This window comes from Streptomyces sp. NPDC107562 (genome assembly GCF_055657325.1).
Map to the genome: position 1 here is coordinate 621,546 of NZ_JBVKBE010000001.1, position 20,862 is coordinate 642,407.

Consider the following 20,862-nt stretch of genomic DNA (forward strand, 5'->3'; position numbering starts at 1 on the left):
GCCCAGGTGCCCAGGTGGCGGCGCCGTCGTCCCTGGCGTCCGGCGTCCTCGCAGCACACCGCCGGTTCCGCACCTGGTTGTCGCCCGACCGGCCCCGGGATAGCCTGCTGGCGGCGTCTCCGCGCGCCCGACCCCCAGACCGAGTGCTCACGCCACGCGGCGCCGCGGGGGCGAAGGTGACCTTCGTGTCGTCGTGGGTGTGACGTCCTTTCGTCGTGTGTCCTCCTGTACGGGTGACGGTGACGGTCCGCGTGAGGGTTCGCGCCGGGCACCCTGAGAGGTCTGCACAGTGACGGAACAGCGGGGATTCAAGAAACTGGTGCGTGAGCGGATGGCCCGCACCGGGGAGTCGTACACCACGGCCCGCCGGCACGTGCTGGCCAAGGCGGCCAGGGCCGAGGTTCCCGTGACGGGCGACGGACTGGTGTACGCCGAGTTCGGCACCGACCAGCATCACGAGGCCTCCCTGATCCGGCACGCGCTGGGCAGCGTCCACGAGGAGGCGTTGGTCGCCGGTCTCGCCGGCGGCGTGGGCTTCATGTACTTCGTCTTCGAGTACCAGGGCCTGCCACCGTTCCTCACGATCGTGGCCCAGCATCACCCCGAGCCCTGGGTCCGATCGGCCCTGGACCGGCTGCGTGTGCCGTACGACGTCCGGCACAGCGGCAAACCCCAGTGGACCGAGCTGCGCAAGGCCCTGGACGAGGGCCGCCCGGTGTTCTGCGCCGTGGACAAGTCACGGCTGCCCTGGCACGCGATGGAGCCCGGCTTCGGCGCCGACGCCTACACGGTCGTCGTCGTCGGCCACGACGGCGACGTTCTCCACGTCGACGACGAGGCCGCTGCCCCGCACGCCATCGGCGTCGAGGAGTTCGGCGCGGCCTGGTCCGCCTACCGGAAGGGACGCCACCAGATGATCGTGCCGTCCGGGCCGGCCACCGGCGCACCCGACGTCGACGGTGCGATCGCCGCCACCGTCGGGCATCTCACCGGGCCGGTCCTCGGCAACAAGTTCGACGTCAACTTCGGATTCTCCGGCATGGAGAAGCTCGCCGCGCAGCTGCGGGACACCAGGACGAAGACGGGCTGGGAGCGGCGCTTCGGGGAGCCGGTGCCCTTCTTCCACGGGGTGCGCAGGCTGTACGAGTGCCTGGAACTGGAGTACACGGCACCGGGCGCGACCAGGCCTCTCTACGCCGACTTCCTGGACCTTGCCGGCCGGCCCGACGCGGCGGCCCTGTTCCGTGAGTCGGCCCGCTGCTGGGAGCGGGTGGCCTCCCTCGCGCTGGAGACCGTGTCCGGCCTGGGCGCGTACACGGAGATCTGTGAGCAGCGGATGCGACTGGTCATGGCCCACGGCGACGAGGCCAGGGACGAGGTCCGGGCCCTCGGCGAGCGTGCCGAGGCACTCGCGGGAGAGTACGGCGCACTCGGCGCCGAGGAGCGCAGGGAGCTGTTCGACGAACTCGCGGGCACCGTCATGGCCGGCACGGCACTGGAACGAGAAGCTGTCGCCCTTCTCTGACCGCCACCGTATGGCACCTTCATGGCACAGGATGGCGTCACATGGGCGCCGCGTGACGCCATCCGACATCCCGCGCATCGCGGACTTCCCGTCGCGCCGCACCCGGCAGGCGTCGATGGCCGACCGTGTGTTTCTGCACGCAGGGGCGATAGCTGTCGGCGAATCACGCATCCACGCCCCCTGTGGGCTTGTGCGTGGTGCCACGATGGTGCCATGATGGCGTCATGGACCTGACCCCGTATGTCGACACCCTTCGCCGTGAACTCGCGGTGGCCGCCGAAGCCGGTGGAGAGGATGCCCGTGAGCTGGCCGAGCGACTCGCCGCCCCCCTGGAGTCGGCGACACGTCTGGCCATGCTGCATGTGCTGTCCGCCGCGATGGATGAGATCACGCGTGAGCTGGCCCCCGGCTCGGTCGATGTGCGGCTGCGCGGACTGGACCCGGACTTCGTGGTGACGCCGCCGCCCACTGAGGGCGGCGCACCCGTGGCGCCGCCCGCTGTGCCGGTGGAGGCGTACAAGGCGGCGCCCCCGGCGGACGGTGACGAGGGCGGCACCGCACGGATCAACCTGAGGCTGCCGGTCCAGCTGAAGACGCGTGCCGAAGAGGCCGCGGCCCGCGAGGGCCTCTCGGTCAACGCATGGCTCGTGCGAGCCGTATCGGCCGCCGTCGACGGTGGGCCCCGGGCCTCCGTTCCGCAAAAGGCCCAGACCGTCGGACAGAGCTTCACCGGCTGGGTGCGCTGACGCGCGGCCCCGCCTCCCACCACATACCCGCACCACATCACCCGCACCACGTCCCACCAGCGGGGACGGCCCAAGGACTCACGAGGACGGGACAGTCATGCCTTCTTTCGTCACCCCCGAACCGGTCGCCGTCACGGCACACGTGGAAGCCGGTTCCATCCAGTTCCTCGCGGGCGACCGCCAGGACACCGTCGTCGACGTGCGGCCCCGCGATCCGAAGAAGGATCTGGACGTGCGGACGGCCGGCCAGACCGAGGTCACGTGCGCCGGTGGGGTCCTGAACGTCAGGACGCCCAAGTCCAACCTGTTCGGCCGCACGGGCACCGTCGACGTGACGGTCGAACTGCCCGCGGACTCGCGGGTCGACATGACCGGCGCCTGGGCGCAGGTGCTCGCCGAGGGCCCGCTCGGCGAGGTCCGGGTGAAGACCTCGTCCGGCGACGTCCGCCTCGATGTCACCGGCCCGTTGAAGCTGACCGCGTCGCACGGCTCGATCACCGTGGACCGCGTGGAGGGTGCGGCCGAGATCGCCACCAGCTCCGGCAGCCTGCGCGTCGGCTTCGTCGGCGGTCCGGCCGTGCTGAAGAACTCCCACGGCACCACGACCGTCGGCGCCGTGACCGGCGAACTGCGGGTGAGCGGTGCGAACGGTGACATCGACATCGCGCGCGCCGAGGACTCGGTCACCGCGAAAACCGCCCACGGCACCCTGCGGGTGGGCGAAGTGGCCCGCGGTACCGTCCAGTTGGAGACCTCCTACGGCTCCATCGAGGTCGGCGTCCGCGAAGGCACGGCCGCCTGGCTCGACGTCAACTCCGGGTCGGGTCAGGTGCGCAACACGCTCGCCGCGTCAGATGCGCCGCAGGGAAGCGAGGAGACCGTCGAGGTCCGCGCACGCACCCGCCACGGCAACATCGACATCCGTCGCGCGAAGGCCTGACCCGGCCGGCCCGAACCTCTCGCGGCCGGGTCGGCCCGAACTCCTCTCGGCCCAGGCCGTTTCGCAGGCGCACCCATCCACGCTCACGATCTCTTCGAAACAGGAGGGCTCCATGCCTTCATCTGTCATGTCCACATCCAATACGGGCGTCGCACGCCCGTCTCCTGTCGCCGTCTCCGCCTCCGGGCTGCGCAAGTCCTACGGCGACAAGACCGTCCTCGACGGCATCGACCTGCGCATCCCGGCCGGTTCCGTGTTCGCGCTGCTCGGACCGAACGGCGCCGGCAAGACCACCGCCGTGAAGATCCTCTCGACCCTCGTCGCCGCCGACGGCGGTCAGGCGCAGGTCGGCGGCCACGACCTGGCCGCCGATCCGCAGGCGGTGCGGGCGGCGATAGGTGTCACGGGCCAGTTCTCCGCCGTCGACGGTCTGATCACCGGCGAGGAGAACATGCTCCTCATGGCGGACCTGCACCACCTGCCCCGCCGCGAAGGGCGCCGGGTGGCCGCCGAGTTGCTGGAGCGCTTCGACCTCACCGAGGCCGCGGGCAAGCCCGCCGCCACCTACTCCGGTGGCATGAAGCGCCGCCTGGACATCGCCATGACCCTGGTCGGCAGTCCGCGGATCATCTTCCTCGACGAGCCGACCACCGGACTGGACCCCCGCTCCCGCCACACCATGTGGGGAATCATCCGCGAACTGGTCACCGGCGGCGTCACCGTCTTCCTCACCACCCAGTACCTCCAGGAGGCCGACGAACTCGCCGACCGCATCGCCGTGCTGCACGACGGGAGGATCGCGGCCGAGGGCACCGCCGAGGAGCTCAAGCGCATCGTCCCCGGCGGACACGTCCGGCTCCGCTTCACCGACCCCGCCGCCTACCGCAGCGCCGCCTCCTCGCTGCGCGAGACCACCCGGGACGAGGAGGCACTGACCCTGCAGATCCCCAGCGACGGCAGCCAGCGCGCACTGCGCTCCCTCCTCGACCGGCTCGACGCCGCCGGCGTCGAGGCCGACGAACTGACCGTGCACACCCCCGACCTCGACGACGTCTTCTTCGCCCTCACCGGCGGCGGCAAGGCGCCGAGCCGGACCGACCAGCCCAAGGAAGAAGCCCGATGAGCTCCCTCGCCCTCGCCCTGCGCGACTCCTCCACCATGCTGCGCCGCAACCTCCTGCACGCCCGGCGCTACCCCTCCCTCACCCTGAACCTGCTGCTCACCCCGGTGATGCTCCTCCTGCTCTTCGTCTACATCTTCGGCGACGTGATGAGCGCCGGCATCGCGGGCGGCCCCCTCGCGGGCGGCGGCGCAAACGCGGGTGGCGGCGGCGATCGTTCCGCGTACCTCGCGTATCTCGTGCCGGGCATCCTGCTGCTCACCATCGGCGGGACCACGATCGGCAGCGCGGTGTCCGTCTCCAACGACATGACCGAGGGCATCATCGCCCGCTTCCGCACCATGGCGATCCACCGCGGCTCGGTGCTCGTCGGGCATGTCGTCGGCAGCGTGCTCCAGTGCGTGATGAGCGTGGTCCTCGTCGGGGCCGTCGCCGTGGCCATCGGATTCCGGTCCAGTGGGGCCACGGCCCTGGAATGGCTCCTCGCCGTCGGACTGCTGACGCTCGTCTCGCTCGCCCTCACCTGGATCGCCGTCGGCATGGGCCTGTCCAGCCCCAACGCCGAGGCCGCCAGCAACAACGCCCTGCCCTTGATGGTCCTGCCGCTTCTGTCCAGCGCCTTCGTCCCGGTCGACGCCATGCCGGGCTGGTTCCAGCCGGTGGCCGAGTACCAGCCGTTCACGCCGGCCATCGAGACCCTGCGCGGCCTGCTGCTCGGCAGCGAGATCGGCGACAGCGGCTGGCTCGCCGTGGCCTGGTGCGTGGGGCTGGCCGTGCTCGGCTACGTCTGGTCCACGTCACTGTTCGCCCGCGACCCGAAGTAGCGCACGGCCCGCCCCGGGTGTCGGCCCAGGCCGTCCCCGGTCCAGGGCCGCGTACCCCGACAGGCACGGCGTCGGGGTACGCGGCCCTGACGGCGTGCGCGAGGCCCCTCGGTCCCGGGCTCCTCCGCGCGTATGTGACTGAGCGTGACGTCCCCCGGGGCGGGGTGCGCGACCGGCACGGCAGCCGCGCACCCCGGGAGTGCCGGGCCGAGGGCCCCCGCGTCCCACCGCAGCGCTCGCCACCTCCCTCGGCCGGTCTTACAGTGAGCTACATCGCGCCAGCGTGGCTGATTCCTTCACCCTGCCCGCACGGCATGGAGGGCGCATGACCCATATCAAGGTGCACGTGGACGGCACGACCTACGAGGACGACGTGGAGCCCCGTCTGCTCCTCGCCCACTACCTGCGCGACCGCCTCGGCCTCACCGGCACCCCGATCGGCTGCGACACCTCGAACTGCGGAACCTGCACCGTCGACCTGGACGGAGCAACCGTCAAGAGCTGCTCGGTGCTGGCCGTGCAGGCGGACGGCGGCGAGGTGACCACGATCCAGGGGCTGGCGGAGGACGGCGAGTGGACGGCGCTGCAGCGTGCCTTCCACGAGCACCACGGTCTGCAGTGCGGCTACTGCACCCCGGGGATGATCATGGCGGCGCGGGACCTGCTGCGGGAGAACCCGCTTCCCACCCCGAGCGACGTGCGGCAGGGCCTGGAAGGCAACCTGTGCCGCTGCACCGGATACCAGAACATCGTCCGCGCGGTGCTCGCCGCGGCCGGACAGGAGGCCACCTCGGGCCATGAGGTCACCAAGGAGGCCCCGGCATGACCGATCAGGCCGTGGAAGACGAAGAGCGCGAGATCGGCCGCTCCCGCCCGCGCAAGGAGGACGCCCGGCTGATCACCGGCCAGACCAACTGGACCGACAACATCCAGGTCGCGGGCCTGCTGCACATGGCCGTCCTGCGCAGCCCCATGGCGCACGCCCGCGTCACCCGGGTCGACGTCGCCCCCGCCCTCGAACGGCCCGGTGTCGTGGCCGTGTTCAGCGGGGCCGATCTCGCCGAGGGCCTCGGCTCGCTGCCCTGTGCCTGGCCCGTGACCGAGGACATCGTGCTGCCCGACCATCCGCCGATCGCCGTCGACGAGGTCCGCTACGCGGGGGACCCGGTCGCGGTCGTCGTCGCCCGCGACCGGTACGCGGCCGCGGACGCGCTGGAGGCGGTCGAGGTCGACTACGAACCGCTGCCCCCGGTCCTGGACCTGGAGGAGGCGCTCGCGGAGGGCGCCCCGCTGGTCCACGCCGACAAGGGCACCAACCGCTGCTACACCTGGCCGCTCGCCACCGGCGAGAGCTTCGACGCGGTACGCGAGCGCGCCGAGGTGACCCTCAAGCGCCGCTACCACCAGCAGCGGCTGATCCCCAACGCGATGGAACCCCGCGCGGTGGTCGTCACGCCGCTGGCCGCCTCCGGCGAGTACACGGTCCACTCGGCGACCCAGATCCCGCACATCCTGCGGATCATGCTCGCGACGGTCACCGGCATCCCCGAGCACAAGCTGCGGGTCGTCGCCCCGGACGTCGGCGGCGGTTTCGGTTCCAAGCTCCAGGTGTACGGCGAGGAGGCCCTCGCCCTCGCGGTGGCACGCAGGCTCGGCCGACCGGTGAAGTGGACCGAGTCCCGCTCCGAGGGCTACCTCGCCACCCACCACGGCCGCGGCATGATCCAGGACGTCGAGATCGCCGCCACCCGGGACGGCAGACTGCTCGGGCTCAAGGTGGACCTGCTCGCCGACATGGGTGCGTACCTGATGCTGGTCACCCCGGGCATCCCGATCCTCGGCGCCTTCATGTACCCGGGGATCTACAAGATGGACGCCTACGACTTCACCTGCACCGGCGTCTTCACCACCCGCACCCCGACCGACGCCTACCGCGGCGCCGGCCGTCCCGAGGCCACGTACGCGATCGAACGGATCATGGACGAGCTGGCCGTGGAACTCGGTCTGGACCCCATCGAGGTGCGGCGCCGGAACTGGATCCGGCACGACGAGTTCCCCTACACCACGATCGCCGGACTCACCTACGACAGCGGCGACTACGAGGCGGCCACCGAGAAGGCGCTCGCCCTCTTCCGCTACGACGACCTGCGCGCCGAACAGCGTGCGCGCAACGCGCGCGCCGACACGGTGCGCCTCGGCATCGGCGTCTCGACGTTCACCGAGATGTGCGGCCTCGCGCCGAGCCGGGTGCTGCGCGACCTCCGGTACGCCGCCGGCGGCTGGGAGGCGGCGAGCATCCGCATGCTGCCGACGGGCAAGGTCGAGGTCGTCACCGGCACCAGCCCGCACGGGCAGGGCCACGAGACCTGCTGGAGCCAGATCGCGGCCGACGTGCTGGGTGTGCCCTTCGAGGACATCGAGGTGCTGCACGGCGACACCAAGACGGCGCCCCAGGGCATGGACACCTACGGCTCCCGGTCGCTGGCCGTGGGCGGCGAGGCCGTGCACCGGGCCGCGGTCAAGGTGGTCGAGAAGGCGCGCAAGGTCGCCGCCCACCTGCTGGAGGCGAGCGAGCAGGACCTGGAGTTCAGTGGCGGCGTGTTCTCCGTCAGAGGCTCCCCGGAGGCGCGCAGGAGCATCCAGGAGATCGCCTTCGAGACGTTCACCTCGCACGATCTGCCGGACGGTGTCGAGCCGTCCATCAACGCCGAGACGGTGGTCGATCCCGAGAACTTCTCCTTCCCGCACGGCACCCACCTGTGCGCGGTCGAGGTCGACACGGAGACCGGCAGCACCAGCATCCGCAGTTACGTCTGCGTCGACGACGTCGGCACCGTCGTCAACCCGATGATCGTCGAAGGCCAGGTGCACGGCGGACTCGCCCAGGGCATCGCGCAGGCGCTGTTCGAGGAGGCCGTCTACGACGACGAGGGCAACCTCGTCTCCGGCACCATGGCGGACTACCTCGTTCCCTCCGCCGCGGACCTGCCGGACTTCATCACCGACCGGACCGAGACCCCGGCCGTGGACAACTCCATGGGCGTCAAGGGGGTCGGCGAGGCCGGGACGATCGCGTCGACGCCGGCCGTCGTGAACGCCGTGGTCGACGCGCTGCGGCCGCTCGGCGTGCGCGACGTCCGGATGCCCTGTTCGCCGCACCGGGTGTGGCAGGCCATCCGGGCGGCACGGGCCGGCGACGCCGGCCCGGTCGACGAGCCCGCGGGGACGGGCCCCGCCCAGTCCGGCCAGTCCGCGCAGGCGGCCCGGTCCGGCGACACCGGTCAGTACGGCACGCCGGGCGCCGGCCGCGACGGCCTCCCGGGAGAGGAGGGCCCGCAGTGATTCCCCCCGCGTTCGACTACGCCCGTCCCCACAGCCTGGACGAGGCCGTGCGCACGCTCGCCGAGGCGGGCGAGGACGGCAAGGTGCTGGCCGGCGGGCAGAGCCTGCTGCCGCTGCTGCGGATGCGGCTGGCCTTCCCCGAACTCGTCGTGGACGTCGGCCGGATCCCGGAGCTGCGGGGCGTGCGCGAGGACGGCGACACGCTCGCCATCGGCGCCATGACGACGCATCACGAGGTGCTGCACGACCCGCTGGTACGCCGCCACGCCGGGCTGCTGGCGGAGGCGACGGCCACGGTGGCCGACCCGGCCGTGCGGCACCGGGGCACCTTCGGGGGCTCCCTCGCGCACGCCGACCCGGCAGCGGACCTGCCCGCCGTGGCCCTGGCCCTGGACGCCGAGATGGTCGTGGCGGGCCCCGGCGGGCGGCGCACGGTGGCCGCCCGGGACTTCTTCGTCGACTACCTCCAGACGGCCCTGGAACCCGACGAACTCCTCGTGGAGGTGCGGATCCCGAAGACGGACGGCTGGGCCTTCCACTACGAGAAGTTCCATCCGGTCGCGCAGTCCTGGCCCATCGTCGGTGTCGCGGTGCTGGTGCGGCGCGACGACGGGCACGTCACGCAGGCGCGCGTCGGTCTGGCGAACATGGGCTCGACCCCGCTGCGGGCCACGGCCGCCGAGGAGTCGCTGGCCGGGGCGGACGGCCCGGAAGCCGTCGCCAGGGCGGCCGAGGCGGCGGCCGAGGGCACCCGGCCCTCGCAGGACCTGGCGGCCGGCCCCGAGTACCGGCGACACCTCACGCGCGTGCTGACCCGGCGGGCGGTGCTGGCCGCCACCGGTTGGGAGTGAGCGCCGATCACCGGCATGGACGACCCGGAGCAGGTACGGGCCCGCCTGGAGGAGACCGGGTACCTCGTCGACGAAGGGCTGGCCGTCACCTGCTTCCTGGCGCTGAGGATGCACCGGCCGCTGTTCTGCGAAGGGGACGCGGGCGTCGGCAAGACCGCCCTCGCGGGCGCCCTCGCCGAGGCGCTCGACGCGCCGCTCGTCCGCCTTCAGTGCCATGAGGGGATCGACGCGTCGCAGGCCCTGTACGACTGGGACTTCCCCCGCCAGCTGCTCCACCTGCGGGCCGCGGAGGCGTCGGGCGTCACCGACGCCGACCGCCTGGAGAGCGAGCTGTACGACCGGCGCTTCCTCATCGCCCGGCCGCTGCTGCGCGCCCTGCAGACGCACCCCTCGGTGCTGCTGGTCGACGAGATCGACCGGGCCGACGACGAGTTCGAGGCGTTCCTGCTGGAGCTGCTGTCCGAGTACGCGGTCACCATCCCGGAGCTGGGCACCCTGCGGGCCGAGGAGCCGCCGGTGGTCGTCCTGACCTCCAACCGGACCCGGGAGGTGCACGACGCGCTGAAACGGCGGTGCCTCTACCACTGGTTCGACCACCCCTCCTTCGCGCGCGAGCTGGCCATCGTGCGGCGCCGCCTTCCCGGAGTGTCGGCGCGGCTGGCCGAACAGGTCACCGCGCTGGTGCAGGCGCTGCGGGGCGCGGACCTCATCAAGCCTCCCGGCGTCGCCGAGACGATCGACTGGGCCCAGGCCCTGGACGCGCTCGGAGCGGACGAGGTGGACGCGGAACTGGCCGTGACCACGCTGGGGTCGGTCCTGAAGTACCGGGAGGACACGGACCGGGCCCGCACCCTCGATCTCTCGGCGGCCCTGGCGGCCCGGGGAGCGTGAGGCGATGGGCACGGAGGAACGCGGGGCGCCGACGTCGCCGACGACCGGAGCCGACGCCGTACTGCTGGGCTTCGTACGGGCGCTGCGGGCGGCGGGACTCGACGTCAGCACCGAACGGCTGTACGCGTTCCTGCGTGCCGTGGCCGTGCTGGGGCCCGGGGCCAGGACGGACGTGTACTGGGCCGGCCGGTCGACGCTGTGCGGCGGGCACGACGACCTGGAGCGCTACGACCGTGTGTTCGCCGCGTACTTCGACGCGCACGCCCCCTCCGGTCGCGGGCCCGCGCGTACGGTCCTCCCGCCCCGACCGCGCCAGGTCACCCGGTCGACGACCGGCGCGCCGCGCACCACGGGCGACGACAAGCCGTCCGGCCCGCCCACGGCGACCCTCGCCAGCTCCGCCGAGGTGCTGCGGCACCGTGACATCGCCGCACTCGACGCCGCCGAACGCGCTCAGCTGCGGCGCCTGCTCGCCGCGCTGGCGCTGCGTGGACAGACCCGGCGCTCGGCCCGGCGCAGACCCGACCGGCGCGGCGGCGTCGACGCGCGCCGCACGGTACGGCAGTGGCTGCGACGCGGCGGGGAACCGGCGCTGCTGCGGCGGAACGCGCGTGTGGAGCAGCCCCGCCGGGTCGTCCTGCTCGTCGACGTGAGCGGCTCGATGGCGCCGTACGCCGACGCGCTGCTGCGCTTCGCCCACGCGGCGGTACGCGGCGGCCGCACCGAGGTGTTCACCATCGGCACCCGGCTGACGCGGACCACGCGCGAGCTGTCGCACCGCGACCCGGACCTCGCCATGGCGGCCCTCGCCGAGGCCGTGCCGGACTGGCGCGGCGGCACGCGGCTCGGCGAGATGCTGCGCGAGTTCCTGCACCGCTGGGGGCAGCGCGGCATGGCGCGCGGAGCGGTCGTCGTCCTGCTGTCGGACGGCTGGGAGCGCGGGGATCCGGAGCTGCTCGGCGCGCAGATGCGCCGCCTGCACGCGCTGGCCCATCAGGTCGTCTGGGCGAACCCGCGCAAGGCCCGCCCCGGTTACGCGCCGCTGGCCGCCGGGATGGCCGCCGCCCTGCCCAGTGTCGACGCCTTCGTGGAGGGGCACAGCCTCGCCGCGCTGCAGCACCTCGCGGCGGTGGTGCGCGGGGCCTCGGACGGCCCGGCGACCGCGAAGGGAGCGCAGTGTGTGTGAACGCCGCCTCCTGAGAACCGAGTCCGCCGGGCCGGCACGACCCCGACGGCGCCCGTCCACCCCGCCGCCCTGCGAGCCGAGGAGCACGTCATGGAACTGCGACACGAGTTCACCGTCCCCGTCCCGGTCGACGAGGCCTGGCGGGCGCTCCTCGACATCGAGCGGGTGGCGCCCTGTCTGCCGGGCGCGACGGTCGAGGCGTACGACGGCACGACCGTGACCGGCGGGGTGAAGGTCAAGGTCGGCCCGATCACCGTGACGTACCGGGGCACCGCGGTCTTCGAGGAGCAGGACGAGTCGGCGCACCGGATGGTGCTCGTCGCCAGCGGCAGGGAGACCCGCGGGCAGGGCACGGCCCGGGCCACACTCACCGGGGTGCTGAGCGCCCACGAGGACGGTACGGCCGTGTCGGTGCGCACCGATCTCACCGTGACCGGGCGCCCGGCGCAGTTCGGGCGCGGGGTGCTGGCGGAGGTGGGCGACCGGCTGGTGGGACAGTTCGCGGCGTGTCTGGCGGACCGGCTGGCCGAGCCGGCCGCGGCCACGGAGGGGGAGGGGGCCCGGCCTGACGAGGCGACGCCGCTCGCCCCGTCCGAGCCCGAGCCGCTCGACCTGCTGCGCACCGCCGGGCTGCCGGTCGCCAAACGAGTCGCGGCCGGGGCGGCGGCACTCGCCGTGCTGGCACTGATCGTCACGCGGTTCCGGTGCCGCGGGCGGGGCGGACGCCGCTCACACCGGTGAGAACCCGGTCGTCCTGCCCCGCCGTCCACGTGGCACCGCGGCTCAGAGGGGGAACGCACTCTGAGCCGCGGGTCAGGGGGGTGTGCCCGTTGCCGTCGGAACGCTGTCAGGCGCCGACGGCGGCACGTCCGGCCGCGTAGATGCGGGCCTGTCCGGCGATGCGGCGGCCGAGGTGCTCGGCGGTGGCTATGTCGGCCTTGTGGACTTCCTCGGGGCCGTGATCGGTGTGGGTCTGGGCGCCCGCGCCGAGGTAGAAGCCGAGGCGGTTGAGGTCGTCCTCGGAGGCGGTGGTGCTGTTCCAGCCCGGGTGCAGGCCGAGGTTGACCCAGGTCATGCCGTGCTGGGCGGCCAGGACGCTGAAGTACTGGAGGGTGTGGAGCTTGTCGCCGCTCTTGGCACCGGAGTTGCTGAACCCGGCGGCGAGCTTGTCCTTCCACGAGTGCACGGCCCAGCGCTTGGAGGTGGTCTCCGCGAACTGGTGGAAGGCACCGGAGGCCGTGCCCATGTAGGTCGGCGATCCGAAGACGATGGCGTCCGAGGCGTCGAGCAGCTCCCACTGCTCGTCGGTGATCTCGTCGACCTTGATGACGTGAGCGACGGCTCCGGCTTCCACGGCGCCGTCGCGCACGGCCTCGGCGAGGACGGTGGTGTGGCCGTAGCCGGAGTGGTAGGCGATCGCGACGATAGGGGTGCTCATGAACGACTTCTCCTGGCAGTGGGTTGACCGGCTCCCGCTGGGAGCCCGCGGTCGACGAGCATCAGGCCAGGTGGCCTGGAGTCGACCGGTACCCATAACGACCGGACAGCCGCCGTCCGTGTGACACCCGCGGCCTCGCAGCGCCGCCCGGGCTCAGTCCGGGAAGCCGAAGAGGCCGTACTCGGACACCGTGGTGAAGCCGAAGCGCCCGTACAGCGTCTCGCCCGCGGGGCTTGCCACGAGCGCGGCGGTCCGCATCCCGCGTTCGCGTCCCACCCGCAGCGCGGTGTCCGTCAGCGCCCCGCCTATGCCGCGCCGGCGACTGTCCTCGGCCACGTGCACGAGGAAGATCCCGGCGACCTCGTGTGCCGCGATCACCACGGTGGTCCCGACGACCCGGTCGTCGAGCACGGCGGCCAGCCGGATGATGTCCGCGTTGTCCGGGCGCCGGGACTCGATGCGCACCATGTCGGCCTCCAGGCCGGGCGCGATCCCCATCGACGTGCGGTACGTCCGGACGAGTTCCGCCAGCCGCTCCCCGTCCCGGACCGCCCCGACCCGCAGTCCGGCGGGTGCCTCGCCCAGGCCGTCCCCGGCTCCGCCGGCCGGCCCGTCCAGGGGCCGCACCATCACCGGAAGGGCGGCGAGCCGGCGGCCTCCGCACCGGGTCAGGGCGTCGGCCGTGTCCTCCGGGCTGTCCGGACCCACCCACCACCACCAGGGCAGACCCGCCAGGTGCTGCCGTACGGCGGCCACCGCCGGTTCGACCGCGGACGAAGGCGGCACGCGCACCACGCCGTTGAACTGCGGCGTGGCCAGGCCGCTGCGGAAGAACTCGGCACCCGCGCCGTCCGCCCGCTCCTCGTGGCCCGCCGTGAGGTCCCACCCCATGAGGTACTGGCGGAAGTTGGCGAACACGGCCGCCAGTGTGCCCGTCCCCGTCGTCGTATCCGGCATGACACGGCCCTTTCGCACGTCGTGAGGCCGCCTGCCGACCCGCTCGCCGTTGCAGGCGTGGCGAGTGTACGACCGTGCCCGGTTCCGTCGTCCGGCAGGCCGGACCTCGTCCGGTGGGCGGGAGCGCGTCCCAGGGCGGGAACGGGTCACGCGGAGGTCTTCCGCCTCGTGGCGGCGATCAGGAGGGCGACGAGCGTGCTCGCGACGAAGGTGCCGATCACGACCATCCCCACGCCGATCACGAAGAGCCCGCTCGAGTCGTCCGACCAGTCGACGAAGGCGGCGACGCACAGCCCGGCCGTGGCGCCGAGCACCGCGGGCACGATGTGACCCCGGAAGGCGGCCCAGCACACCAGGCCCAGGAGTGTCAGCCCGAGCCCCGCCACCTGCCACGCCTCGTACGGGCCGGTCGTCGAGCCGTCGGGGCGCACGTCACGGTGCTGGTCCCAGCCCAGCCAGGCGGCCCAGCAGGCCGTCGTCACGCAGGCCAGGAGCAAGGTCGCGATCAGTTCGCGAACCGGTCTTTCTCGTCCACTACGCATGACCCAAGTGTTCGGGCTCGACGGAGCGTGCGGCAGCGCGCGGATACTCAGCGGATACTCACTTCGCCTGAGTAGGCACGCCTACCGGCACGGCCGGCTCCGCCGTCGCCCCTCCCCTCCACCGCAGGGTGAAGAAGGCCGCGATCCCGGCAGCGGTGCCGAAGGTGAGTGCGGCGGGGACGCCGCTGCCGAGACGTGAGAACAGGTGCACCGGGCCCCACACGGTGCCGGTGTCGTCGATCGCCATGTGCAGCACCTGGCTCGCCATCAGCCCCAGCACGGTGGCGCAGACCGCGCCCGCCGCCATCGCCGGCACCGTGATCCGGGTGAGGAGGGTGGGCAGCAGGCGCAGCCCCCACCACACGACGGCCAGCGTGAGGACCTCGGGGACCCGGTACAGCAGCCAGTCGCCGAGCGTGGCGGTCGACGGGCCCGACCAGCCGCCGAGCAGCAGCCACTGGCGCAGCAGGTCTCCCGGTTCGGACAGCAGCCCCGCGCCACCGAACGACGTCTGGATCCGGGCCGCCACCGACTCGTACGAGAGGACCACCAGTGACAGTGCGACCACGGCGGTCCCGACGCCCGCGGCGAGGCGTCCGGCGCGCGGCGGAACGGTGCGCAGAGGCACAGGATCGGCGCCCTTGGCGGTGACACGGGCCACGAGCACCGTGAGCACGGCGGTCGGGAGCCCTGCGAACACCGTGACCGGACCGCTCGACGCGATGACACTCGCGAGTTCGGGCAGGACGCGATAGCTGCCGTGCCCTCCGGACGCGATCAGCCACGGCGCGGAGACCGTCACGGCAAGGGTTCCGGCCACCGGGCCCCAGGCCCACAGCGCCGACAGCACGGCCGGTGTGCGGCGGCCCTCCGCGGGCAGTATCCGGCGGAGCAGGAGCAGCGCGCCGGCCAGGAAGAACACGAAGACGGCGACGTATCTGATCTGCATCGCGGTGCCGTACAGACGGTCGTACGGGTCGCTCGCCCCCATGGCCGGGTCGCCGCCCGCCCACTCCTGCGGCCGCGGCGCGACCAAGGGGTCGTACGACCAAGGGGTGAGCCAGCGCAGCAGCTCGTTCGTGGAGTCGATGTCGAACACGCCTGTGGCGCCGCGCAGTTGCAGCGCCTGGGCGCTGGCCCCGGCCCACCACAGCAACACCGTGAACAGCAGACTTCCCGCCACCGCCGGTACGACGGCGCGCCGGTATGCCATGTGTTTCCCCCGCCTGAGCCCCGCAGTTGTCCGTGTTCGATCAACCACAGGATAGGGGCAGGTGAACCGGCCTATGGTTGACGCGTCAAGCACTTTGGCGTAATTATTTGCTGCGTCAAGCAATATGCATGCCTGGCGGTGCAGGGCGTCCCGGGAGTCGGTAGGAGGAGTCCATGACGGCGACAGCGTTCGAAGTGGGGTTGAACTCGTTCGGGGAGGTCGCCACGGACGGCGGCCGGCCGCTGAGCGACGCCGAGACCGTTCGCCTGCTGATCGAGGAGGCCCGGCTCGCCGAGTCGGCCGGGATCGACGTCTTCAGCATCGGCGAGCACTACCGGGCGGGCCACAACGACAGCGCCACCCCCGTGCTGCTCGCCGCGATCGCCACCGCGACACGGCGCATCCGGCTCGGCACCTCGGTGACCGTGCTGAGCACCAACGACCCCGTGCGGCTCTACCACGAGTTCTCCACGCTGGACGCCGCCTCGAACGGCCGCGCCCAGCTCGTCCTGGGGCGGGCCTCGGCCACCGAGTCGTTCCCGCTGTTCGGCCATGACCTCGCCGACTACGAGGAGCTGTTCGAGGAGAAGCTCGACCTGTTCCTGCGCCTCCAGCGCGAGGAGACGGTCACCTGGTCGGGCCGGTTCCGCTCCCCGCTCGTCGAGCAGCGGCTGCATCCCCGTATGCCGCCCGGTGGCATCCCCACCTGGATCGGCGTGGGCGGCAGCCCGAACTCCGTGGTGCGCGCGGCCCGTCACGGCCTGCCGCTCATGCTGGCCGTCATCGGCGGCCGGCCCCAGCGCTTCGCCGGTCACGTCGAGCTCTACCACCGCACCCTCGAACAGTTCGGGCACGCCAGGCAGCCCGTGGCCCAGCACTCGCTGGGGCTCGTCGCCGACACCGACGAGGAGGCGGTCGAGACCTGGTGGCAGTACTGGCAGCCGGTCGTCGCCGCCCTCGCGCAGGAGCGCGGGTTCTACAGGCCGACCCGCGAGCGCTACCTGGCGGAGGTCGACCAGGGCGCGCTGTTCGTCGGATCACCCGAGACCGTGGCACGCAAGATCGCCACCGTGGCCCGCGAGCTGCGCCTGGGCCGTTTCGACCTCAAGTACGACGTCATGAACCTCCCGCGCGAAGCCCGCGCCCGCACGATCGAGCTGCTGGGCGGCGAAGTCGCCCCGCGGGTACGGCATCTGCTCACGAAGGAACCCAGCCATGTCTGATCTCGTCCTCGGCCTCGACACGTTCGGCGATGTGCCGCTGGACGACGCGGGGACGCCCGTGTCCGACGCCCGGGCCGTCCGGCAGGTCCTCGACGAGGCGCTCCTCGCGGAGGAGACCGGCGTCGACGTCCTCGCGCTCGGTGAGCACCACCGTCCGGAGTACGCGATCTCCTCGCCGGAGACCGTGCTCGCCGGCATCGCCACCCGGACCAGCCGCATCCGGCTGTCGTCGGGCGTGACGGTGCTGAGTTCCGACGATCCGGTCCGGGTGTTCCAGCGGTTCTCGACCCTGGACGCCCTCTCGAACGGCCGGGCCGAGATCATCCTCGGACGGGGCTCCTTCACCGAGTCGTTCCCCCTCTTCGGATACGACCTGAGCGACTACGACGTGCTGTTCGAGGAGAAGATCGACCTCTTCGCCAAACTGCTGGAGGAGAAGCCCGTCACCTGGAGCGGAACCAAGCGGGCGCCGCTGGAGAACGCGGACGTCTTCCCCAAGACCGAGTCCGGGCGCCTGACCACCTGGGTCGGCGTGGGCGGCTCACCGCAGTCGGTCGTCCGCACCGCGCGGTACGGCTTCCCGCTCATGCTCGCCATCATCGGCGGCAGCCCTGAGCGCTTCGCGCCCTACATCGACCTCTACCAGCGGGCCACCGAGAAGTTCGGCACCACCGCCCACCCTGTCGCCATGCACTCGCCGGGCTTCCTCGCCGACACGGACGAGGAGGCCCGGGAGCTGCACTGGCCGCACTACAAGGTGATCCGGGACCGGATCGGCGCGCTGCGCGGCTGGCCGCCGATCCGCAAGGAGGAGTACGAGGCCGAGATCGCGCACGGCTCGCTCTACATCGGTGCGCCCGAGACCGTCGCCCGCAAGATGGCTCGTGCGATCAAGACCCTGGGCGTGGGCCGCTTCGACCTGATCTACACCACCGGGGCACAGTCGGTCAGCTCCCGTCTGCGCGCGGTCGAGCTGTACGGCACCAAGGTGCTCCCGATGGTCCGCGACCTCCTCGCGGGCTGACCCCGAGCCCCCTGGAAACGGAGACGACATGGACACCACCACCGACGCCGTGCGCACCGTCGGCATCCTGGGCGCCGGAAAGGTCGGCACCGTGCTGGCCCGCCTGGCCCTGGCCGCCGGCTACCGCGTGCTCATCGCCGGATCGGGTGACCCCGCGAAGATCGAGCTCACCGTGGAGGTCCTCACCCCCGGCGCCGTCCCGGTCACCGCGGCTGCCGCGGCGGAGGCGGACGTCGTCGTCCTGGCCCTTCCGCTCGGCAAGTACCGCACGGTCCCGGCCGAGGCACTGCGGGGCAAGCTCGTCGTCGACGCCATGAACTACTGGTGGGAGGTCGACGGGATCCGCGAGGACCTCACCGACCCGCTCACCTCGTCCAGCGAGATCGTGCGGGCCCATCTGTCCGGGGCGCGGGTGGTCAAGGCCTTCAACCACATGGGCTACCACGATCTCGAGGACGGTGCCCGGCCCGAGGGAACGCCGGGACGCAAGGCGATCGCGATCGCCGGTGACGGCCCCGACGACCTCGCCACCGTCGCGCGCCTCGTGACCGCCCTCGGTTTCGACCCGGTGACGGCGGGCCCCCTCGCCGAAGGAGTACGGCTCGAACCGGGCACAGAGCCTTTCGGCGCGTACGTCGGCGCCGCGGAACTGCGCGCGATGCTCGACCGCTTCCCGGACTCGGAGCGCGGTCGCGCGGTGATCGCCGCGAGGGCCGCCGCTGCCGCCGCCACGACGACGCCGGGCGACCAGGCCGCCTGACCTGTCCCTGTTTGCCCCTGTTTCGGCATCGTCGTACCGTATGAGGATGCCTACCACCCAGCGCACCCGTCGTGCGGGTGGGGCCCGGCGGGAAGCAGTGCTGGACGCCGCCGTGGACACCCTCGCCGCGCGGGGCTACGAGAACACCCGGTTCGCCGATGTGTCCGCGGCCGGCGGCGTGGCGATCAGCACCCTCCAGAACTACTTCGGGTCCCGTGAGGACATGCTGATCGAGGCCATGCGCAGAGCCACCGACGCCGAGGTCGAGGCGTTGGCCGCCGCGGCAGCCAGGGAGCGGGACCCGTGGCGGCGCCTCGTCCTGCTCATCGACCGCAGCCTCGGCAGTACGGAACGCACGCAGCAGGCGCTCATCGAGTTCTGGCGGGCCGGCATCCGCGACGCGGAGCTGAGGGACTACAGCGCGCAGGTCTGGGCCCGCTACCGGGAACCCTTCCTGCGCGCGGTGACCGACGGCTGCGACCAGGGCGCCTTCACACCCCACGGCACACCCGACGACGCCGTCGACCTCCTCCTGGTGGCGCTGGCGGGAGTCATGATCCCCCGGGTGCTGCACCACGCCGCTCCGACCGCCGAGGACTTCCGCCGGACGTTGCTGAGCCAGACCCGGCTGGCCCTCGGGATGCCGCCCGCCGACATCTGAAGACGAAACACGGGACACGACCAGAGAAGGAAGGCGCCGCCATGGATCCGGCCGCCGCACCCCACGACCCCCGCCGCCCCGTCCAGCAGGACACCGCACAGCGCGCGCACCCGGAAACCCTCGCGCGGCCGCCGTCCTGGACCGGGGAGGTGCACCGTCTCGCCGGGAGCGTCGGCGGACCCGTCCTGACTCCGGGCTCGGCGGCGTACGACGAGGAGGTCAGCGGATTCAACCGGTCGGTGACCCACCGTCCGGCAGTCGTCGTGGGCGCCATGAGCGAGGCCGACGTGACGCTCGCGATGCGCTTCGCACAGGTCCACGGGTTCGCCGTCGCCGTCCTCAGCACCGGGCACGGACCGTCCGTCGGGGCGGCGGAGGAGACGCTGCTCATCACCACCCACCGCATGACGGGGGTCGCCGTCGACGCCGAGCGGGCGACCGCCCGGGTCGAGGCGGGCGTCCGCTTCGGACAGCTCGTGCAGGCGGCGGCCGCCCACGGACTGGCGCCGCTCTCCGGTTCGTCACCCGGGGTCGGCGTCGTCGGATACACCCTCGCCGGCGGCGCCAGCCCGACCATGGGCCGCAAGTACGGCTGGGCATGCGACCACGTGACCGCCATGGACGTCGTGACGGCCGACGGCACAACACATCACGTGTCCCCGGACGACGAGGCGGACCTGTTCGGGGCGCTCCTCGGCGGCAAGAGCAACTTCGGTGTCGTCACGGCCATGGAGTTCCGGCTCTTCCCCGTCACGCACCTCTACGCGGGAGCCCTGTTCTTCTCCGGCGACCACGCCCGCGAAGTCCTGGAGGCGTACGGGCGCTTCGCCGCCGCGGCACCCGACGAGACGACCTCCGGGATCGCGTTCCTCGACCTCCCGCCCCTGCCCGGGCTGCCGCCGTTCCTCCAGGGAGGACTCGTGGTGTCCGTACGGGTCTCCCACCTGGGCCCGCCCTCCGAGGGGGAGCGGCTCGTCGCGCCCCTTCGCCGCGCCGCGCCCGTGCTGATGGACACGGTCCACGAGATGCCCTTCACCGATTTCGCCGCCCTCACCATGGACCCGAGCGAACCGGCCGCCGCCGTCGAGCACTTCGGGCTGCTGCGGGAGCTGTCGCGCAAGACGATCGACGCCGTCCTCGACGCCGTCGGTCCCTCCGCGGACAGTTCCGTCAACCTGTTCGACCTGCGCGCACTCGGTGGCGCGTTCGAGAACAGTCCGGCCACCCCCAACGCGGTCGGCGGACGGGACGCCGCCTACGCCTTCTTCGCCCTCACCGTCGTGCCGCCCGGACACGACGTCGCCGCGTACGCCGACTCGGGACGGGAACTCGTGGAGCGGCTGCGCCCCTGGCTCAGCCCCGGCAAGCACCCCAACTTCCTCGCGCCCGCGGACTCCACCCTCCAGGCGACGCGCGAGGCCTACGACCACGAGGTCTACGCCCGCCTGCGGGCCCTCAAGACGGTGTACGACCCCGAGAACAGGCTGCGCGTGAACCACAACATCCCGCCACTGCGGGCCGCCTGAGTCCGGCAGACCCTCCCGTGAGTGGCCCGGTTCACATGGCGTGGGAGCGGTGTCGCCGACACCATGGGTGGGCCCCGTCCGGCAGGCTGAAGG

At 72.4% G+C, this 20,862-nt stretch carries 20 protein-coding genes; 16 read left to right on the top strand and 4 right to left on the bottom strand.

All coding sequences use genetic code 11. The features are described 5' to 3' along the window. The first annotated feature begins 289 nt into the window (after nucleotides 1-289). From ACZ7LV_RS02825 to ACZ7LV_RS02875, 11 genes are all read left to right on the top strand, one after another. Nucleotides 290-1,525, top strand: a complete 1,236-nt coding sequence (locus tag ACZ7LV_RS02825; RefSeq protein WP_471935020.1) for a BtrH N-terminal domain-containing protein — start codon at nucleotides 290-292, stop codon at nucleotides 1,523-1,525. 224 nt (nucleotides 1,526-1,749) lie between these two features. Continuing rightward, entirely contained in the window at nucleotides 1,750-2,271 is a 522-nt protein-coding gene (locus ACZ7LV_RS02830) for a toxin-antitoxin system HicB family antitoxin (protein ID WP_471935021.1), read from the top strand. 97 nt (nucleotides 2,272-2,368) lie between these two features. After that, nucleotides 2,369-3,211 (top strand): DUF4097 family beta strand repeat-containing protein, encoded by an 843-nt coding sequence (locus ACZ7LV_RS02835; RefSeq protein ID WP_471935023.1) that lies wholly within the window; start codon nucleotides 2,369-2,371, stop codon nucleotides 3,209-3,211. A 112-nt stretch (nucleotides 3,212-3,323) separates the two neighbouring features. After that, nucleotides 3,324-4,334, top strand: coding sequence for an ATP-binding cassette domain-containing protein (locus ACZ7LV_RS02840; protein WP_471935025.1), 1,011 nt, complete (start codon nucleotides 3,324-3,326; stop codon nucleotides 4,332-4,334). Next, nucleotides 4,331-5,155: an ABC transporter permease gene (locus tag ACZ7LV_RS02845; protein WP_471935027.1), complete on the top strand. Its 825-nt coding sequence runs from the start codon at nucleotides 4,331-4,333 to the stop codon at nucleotides 5,153-5,155. The genes ACZ7LV_RS02840 and ACZ7LV_RS02845 overlap by 4 nt, the downstream gene beginning before the upstream one ends. 325 nt (nucleotides 5,156-5,480) lie before the next feature. After that, nucleotides 5,481-5,981, top strand: a complete 501-nt coding sequence (locus ACZ7LV_RS02850) for a (2Fe-2S)-binding protein (RefSeq protein WP_471935029.1) — start codon at nucleotides 5,481-5,483, stop codon at nucleotides 5,979-5,981. Beyond that, complete coding sequence (locus ACZ7LV_RS02855; RefSeq protein ID WP_471935032.1) at nucleotides 5,978-8,497, top strand: xanthine dehydrogenase family protein molybdopterin-binding subunit; 2,520 nt, start codon at nucleotides 5,978-5,980, stop codon at nucleotides 8,495-8,497. Before ACZ7LV_RS02850 ends, ACZ7LV_RS02855 begins: the two co-directional genes overlap by 4 nt. Further along, a complete protein-coding gene (locus ACZ7LV_RS02860; protein WP_471935034.1) occupies nucleotides 8,494-9,348 on the top strand; it encodes an FAD binding domain-containing protein in 855 nt (284 codons plus the stop codon). The genes ACZ7LV_RS02855 and ACZ7LV_RS02860 overlap by 4 nt, the downstream gene beginning before the upstream one ends. A 15-nt stretch (nucleotides 9,349-9,363) precedes the next feature. After that, nucleotides 9,364-10,239 carry an AAA family ATPase gene (locus ACZ7LV_RS02865; RefSeq protein WP_471935036.1) on the top strand — a complete coding sequence of 292 codons (876 nt, stop codon included), beginning with the start codon at nucleotides 9,364-9,366 and terminating at the stop codon, nucleotides 10,237-10,239. 4 nt (nucleotides 10,240-10,243) lie between these two features. Further along, nucleotides 10,244-11,425: a vWA domain-containing protein gene (locus ACZ7LV_RS02870; protein WP_471935039.1), complete on the top strand. Its 1,182-nt coding sequence runs from the start codon at nucleotides 10,244-10,246 to the stop codon at nucleotides 11,423-11,425. Nucleotides 11,426-11,515: 90 nt separating this feature from the next. Then, a complete protein-coding gene (locus ACZ7LV_RS02875; RefSeq protein ID WP_471935041.1) occupies nucleotides 11,516-12,166 on the top strand; it encodes an SRPBCC family protein in 651 nt (216 codons plus the stop codon). A 106-nt stretch (nucleotides 12,167-12,272) separates the two neighbouring features. On the opposite strand, the gene ACZ7LV_RS02880 is transcribed toward ACZ7LV_RS02875, so the two are convergent. The 4 genes from ACZ7LV_RS02880 to ACZ7LV_RS02895 all read right to left on the bottom strand — a co-directional run bounded on the left by ACZ7LV_RS02880 (nucleotide 12,273) and on the right by ACZ7LV_RS02895 (nucleotide 15,575). Beyond that, nucleotides 12,273-12,863 carry a flavodoxin family protein gene (locus ACZ7LV_RS02880; RefSeq protein ID WP_471935043.1) on the bottom strand — a complete coding sequence of 197 codons (591 nt, stop codon included), beginning with the start codon at nucleotides 12,861-12,863 and terminating at the stop codon, nucleotides 12,273-12,275. Nucleotides 12,864-13,016: 153 nt separating this feature from the next. Beyond that, nucleotides 13,017-13,820 (bottom strand): GNAT family N-acetyltransferase, encoded by an 804-nt coding sequence (locus ACZ7LV_RS02885; protein WP_471935045.1) that lies wholly within the window; start codon nucleotides 13,818-13,820, stop codon nucleotides 13,017-13,019. Nucleotides 13,821-13,966: 146 nt separating this feature from the next. After that, the gene (locus ACZ7LV_RS02890; RefSeq protein ID WP_471935047.1) at nucleotides 13,967-14,362 is read right to left on the bottom strand and encodes a hypothetical protein; all 396 of its coding nucleotides are present in this window, start codon (nucleotides 14,360-14,362) and stop codon (nucleotides 13,967-13,969) included. 58 nt (nucleotides 14,363-14,420) lie between these two features. Then, on the bottom strand, nucleotides 14,421-15,575 hold the full coding sequence (locus ACZ7LV_RS02895; RefSeq protein ID WP_471935048.1) for a hypothetical protein: 1,155 nt from the start codon (nucleotides 15,573-15,575) through the stop codon (nucleotides 14,421-14,423). Between the two features lie 173 nt (nucleotides 15,576-15,748). Between ACZ7LV_RS02895 and ACZ7LV_RS02900 the strand changes: the two genes are divergently transcribed. The 5 genes from ACZ7LV_RS02900 to ACZ7LV_RS02920 are packed head-to-tail and all read left to right on the top strand — an operon-like array spanning nucleotide 15,749 to nucleotide 20,769. Then, entirely contained in the window at nucleotides 15,749-16,798 is a 1,050-nt protein-coding gene (locus ACZ7LV_RS02900; protein ID WP_471935049.1) for an LLM class flavin-dependent oxidoreductase, read from the top strand. Further along, the gene (locus tag ACZ7LV_RS02905; protein ID WP_471935051.1) at nucleotides 16,791-17,822 is read left to right on the top strand and encodes an LLM class flavin-dependent oxidoreductase; all 1,032 of its coding nucleotides are present in this window, start codon (nucleotides 16,791-16,793) and stop codon (nucleotides 17,820-17,822) included. Before ACZ7LV_RS02900 ends, ACZ7LV_RS02905 begins: the two co-directional genes overlap by 8 nt. Nucleotides 17,823-17,850: 28 nt before the next feature. Further along, complete coding sequence (locus ACZ7LV_RS02910; RefSeq protein WP_471935053.1) at nucleotides 17,851-18,582, top strand: NADPH-dependent F420 reductase; 732 nt, start codon at nucleotides 17,851-17,853, stop codon at nucleotides 18,580-18,582. A 46-nt stretch (nucleotides 18,583-18,628) separates the two neighbouring features. After that, nucleotides 18,629-19,243, top strand: a complete 615-nt coding sequence (locus ACZ7LV_RS02915; RefSeq protein ID WP_471935055.1) for a TetR/AcrR family transcriptional regulator — start codon at nucleotides 18,629-18,631, stop codon at nucleotides 19,241-19,243. Nucleotides 19,244-19,284: 41 nt separating this feature from the next. Then, complete coding sequence (locus tag ACZ7LV_RS02920) at nucleotides 19,285-20,769, top strand: FAD-binding protein (protein WP_471935057.1); 1,485 nt, start codon at nucleotides 19,285-19,287, stop codon at nucleotides 20,767-20,769. Nucleotides 20,770-20,862: the final 93 nt, after the last annotated feature.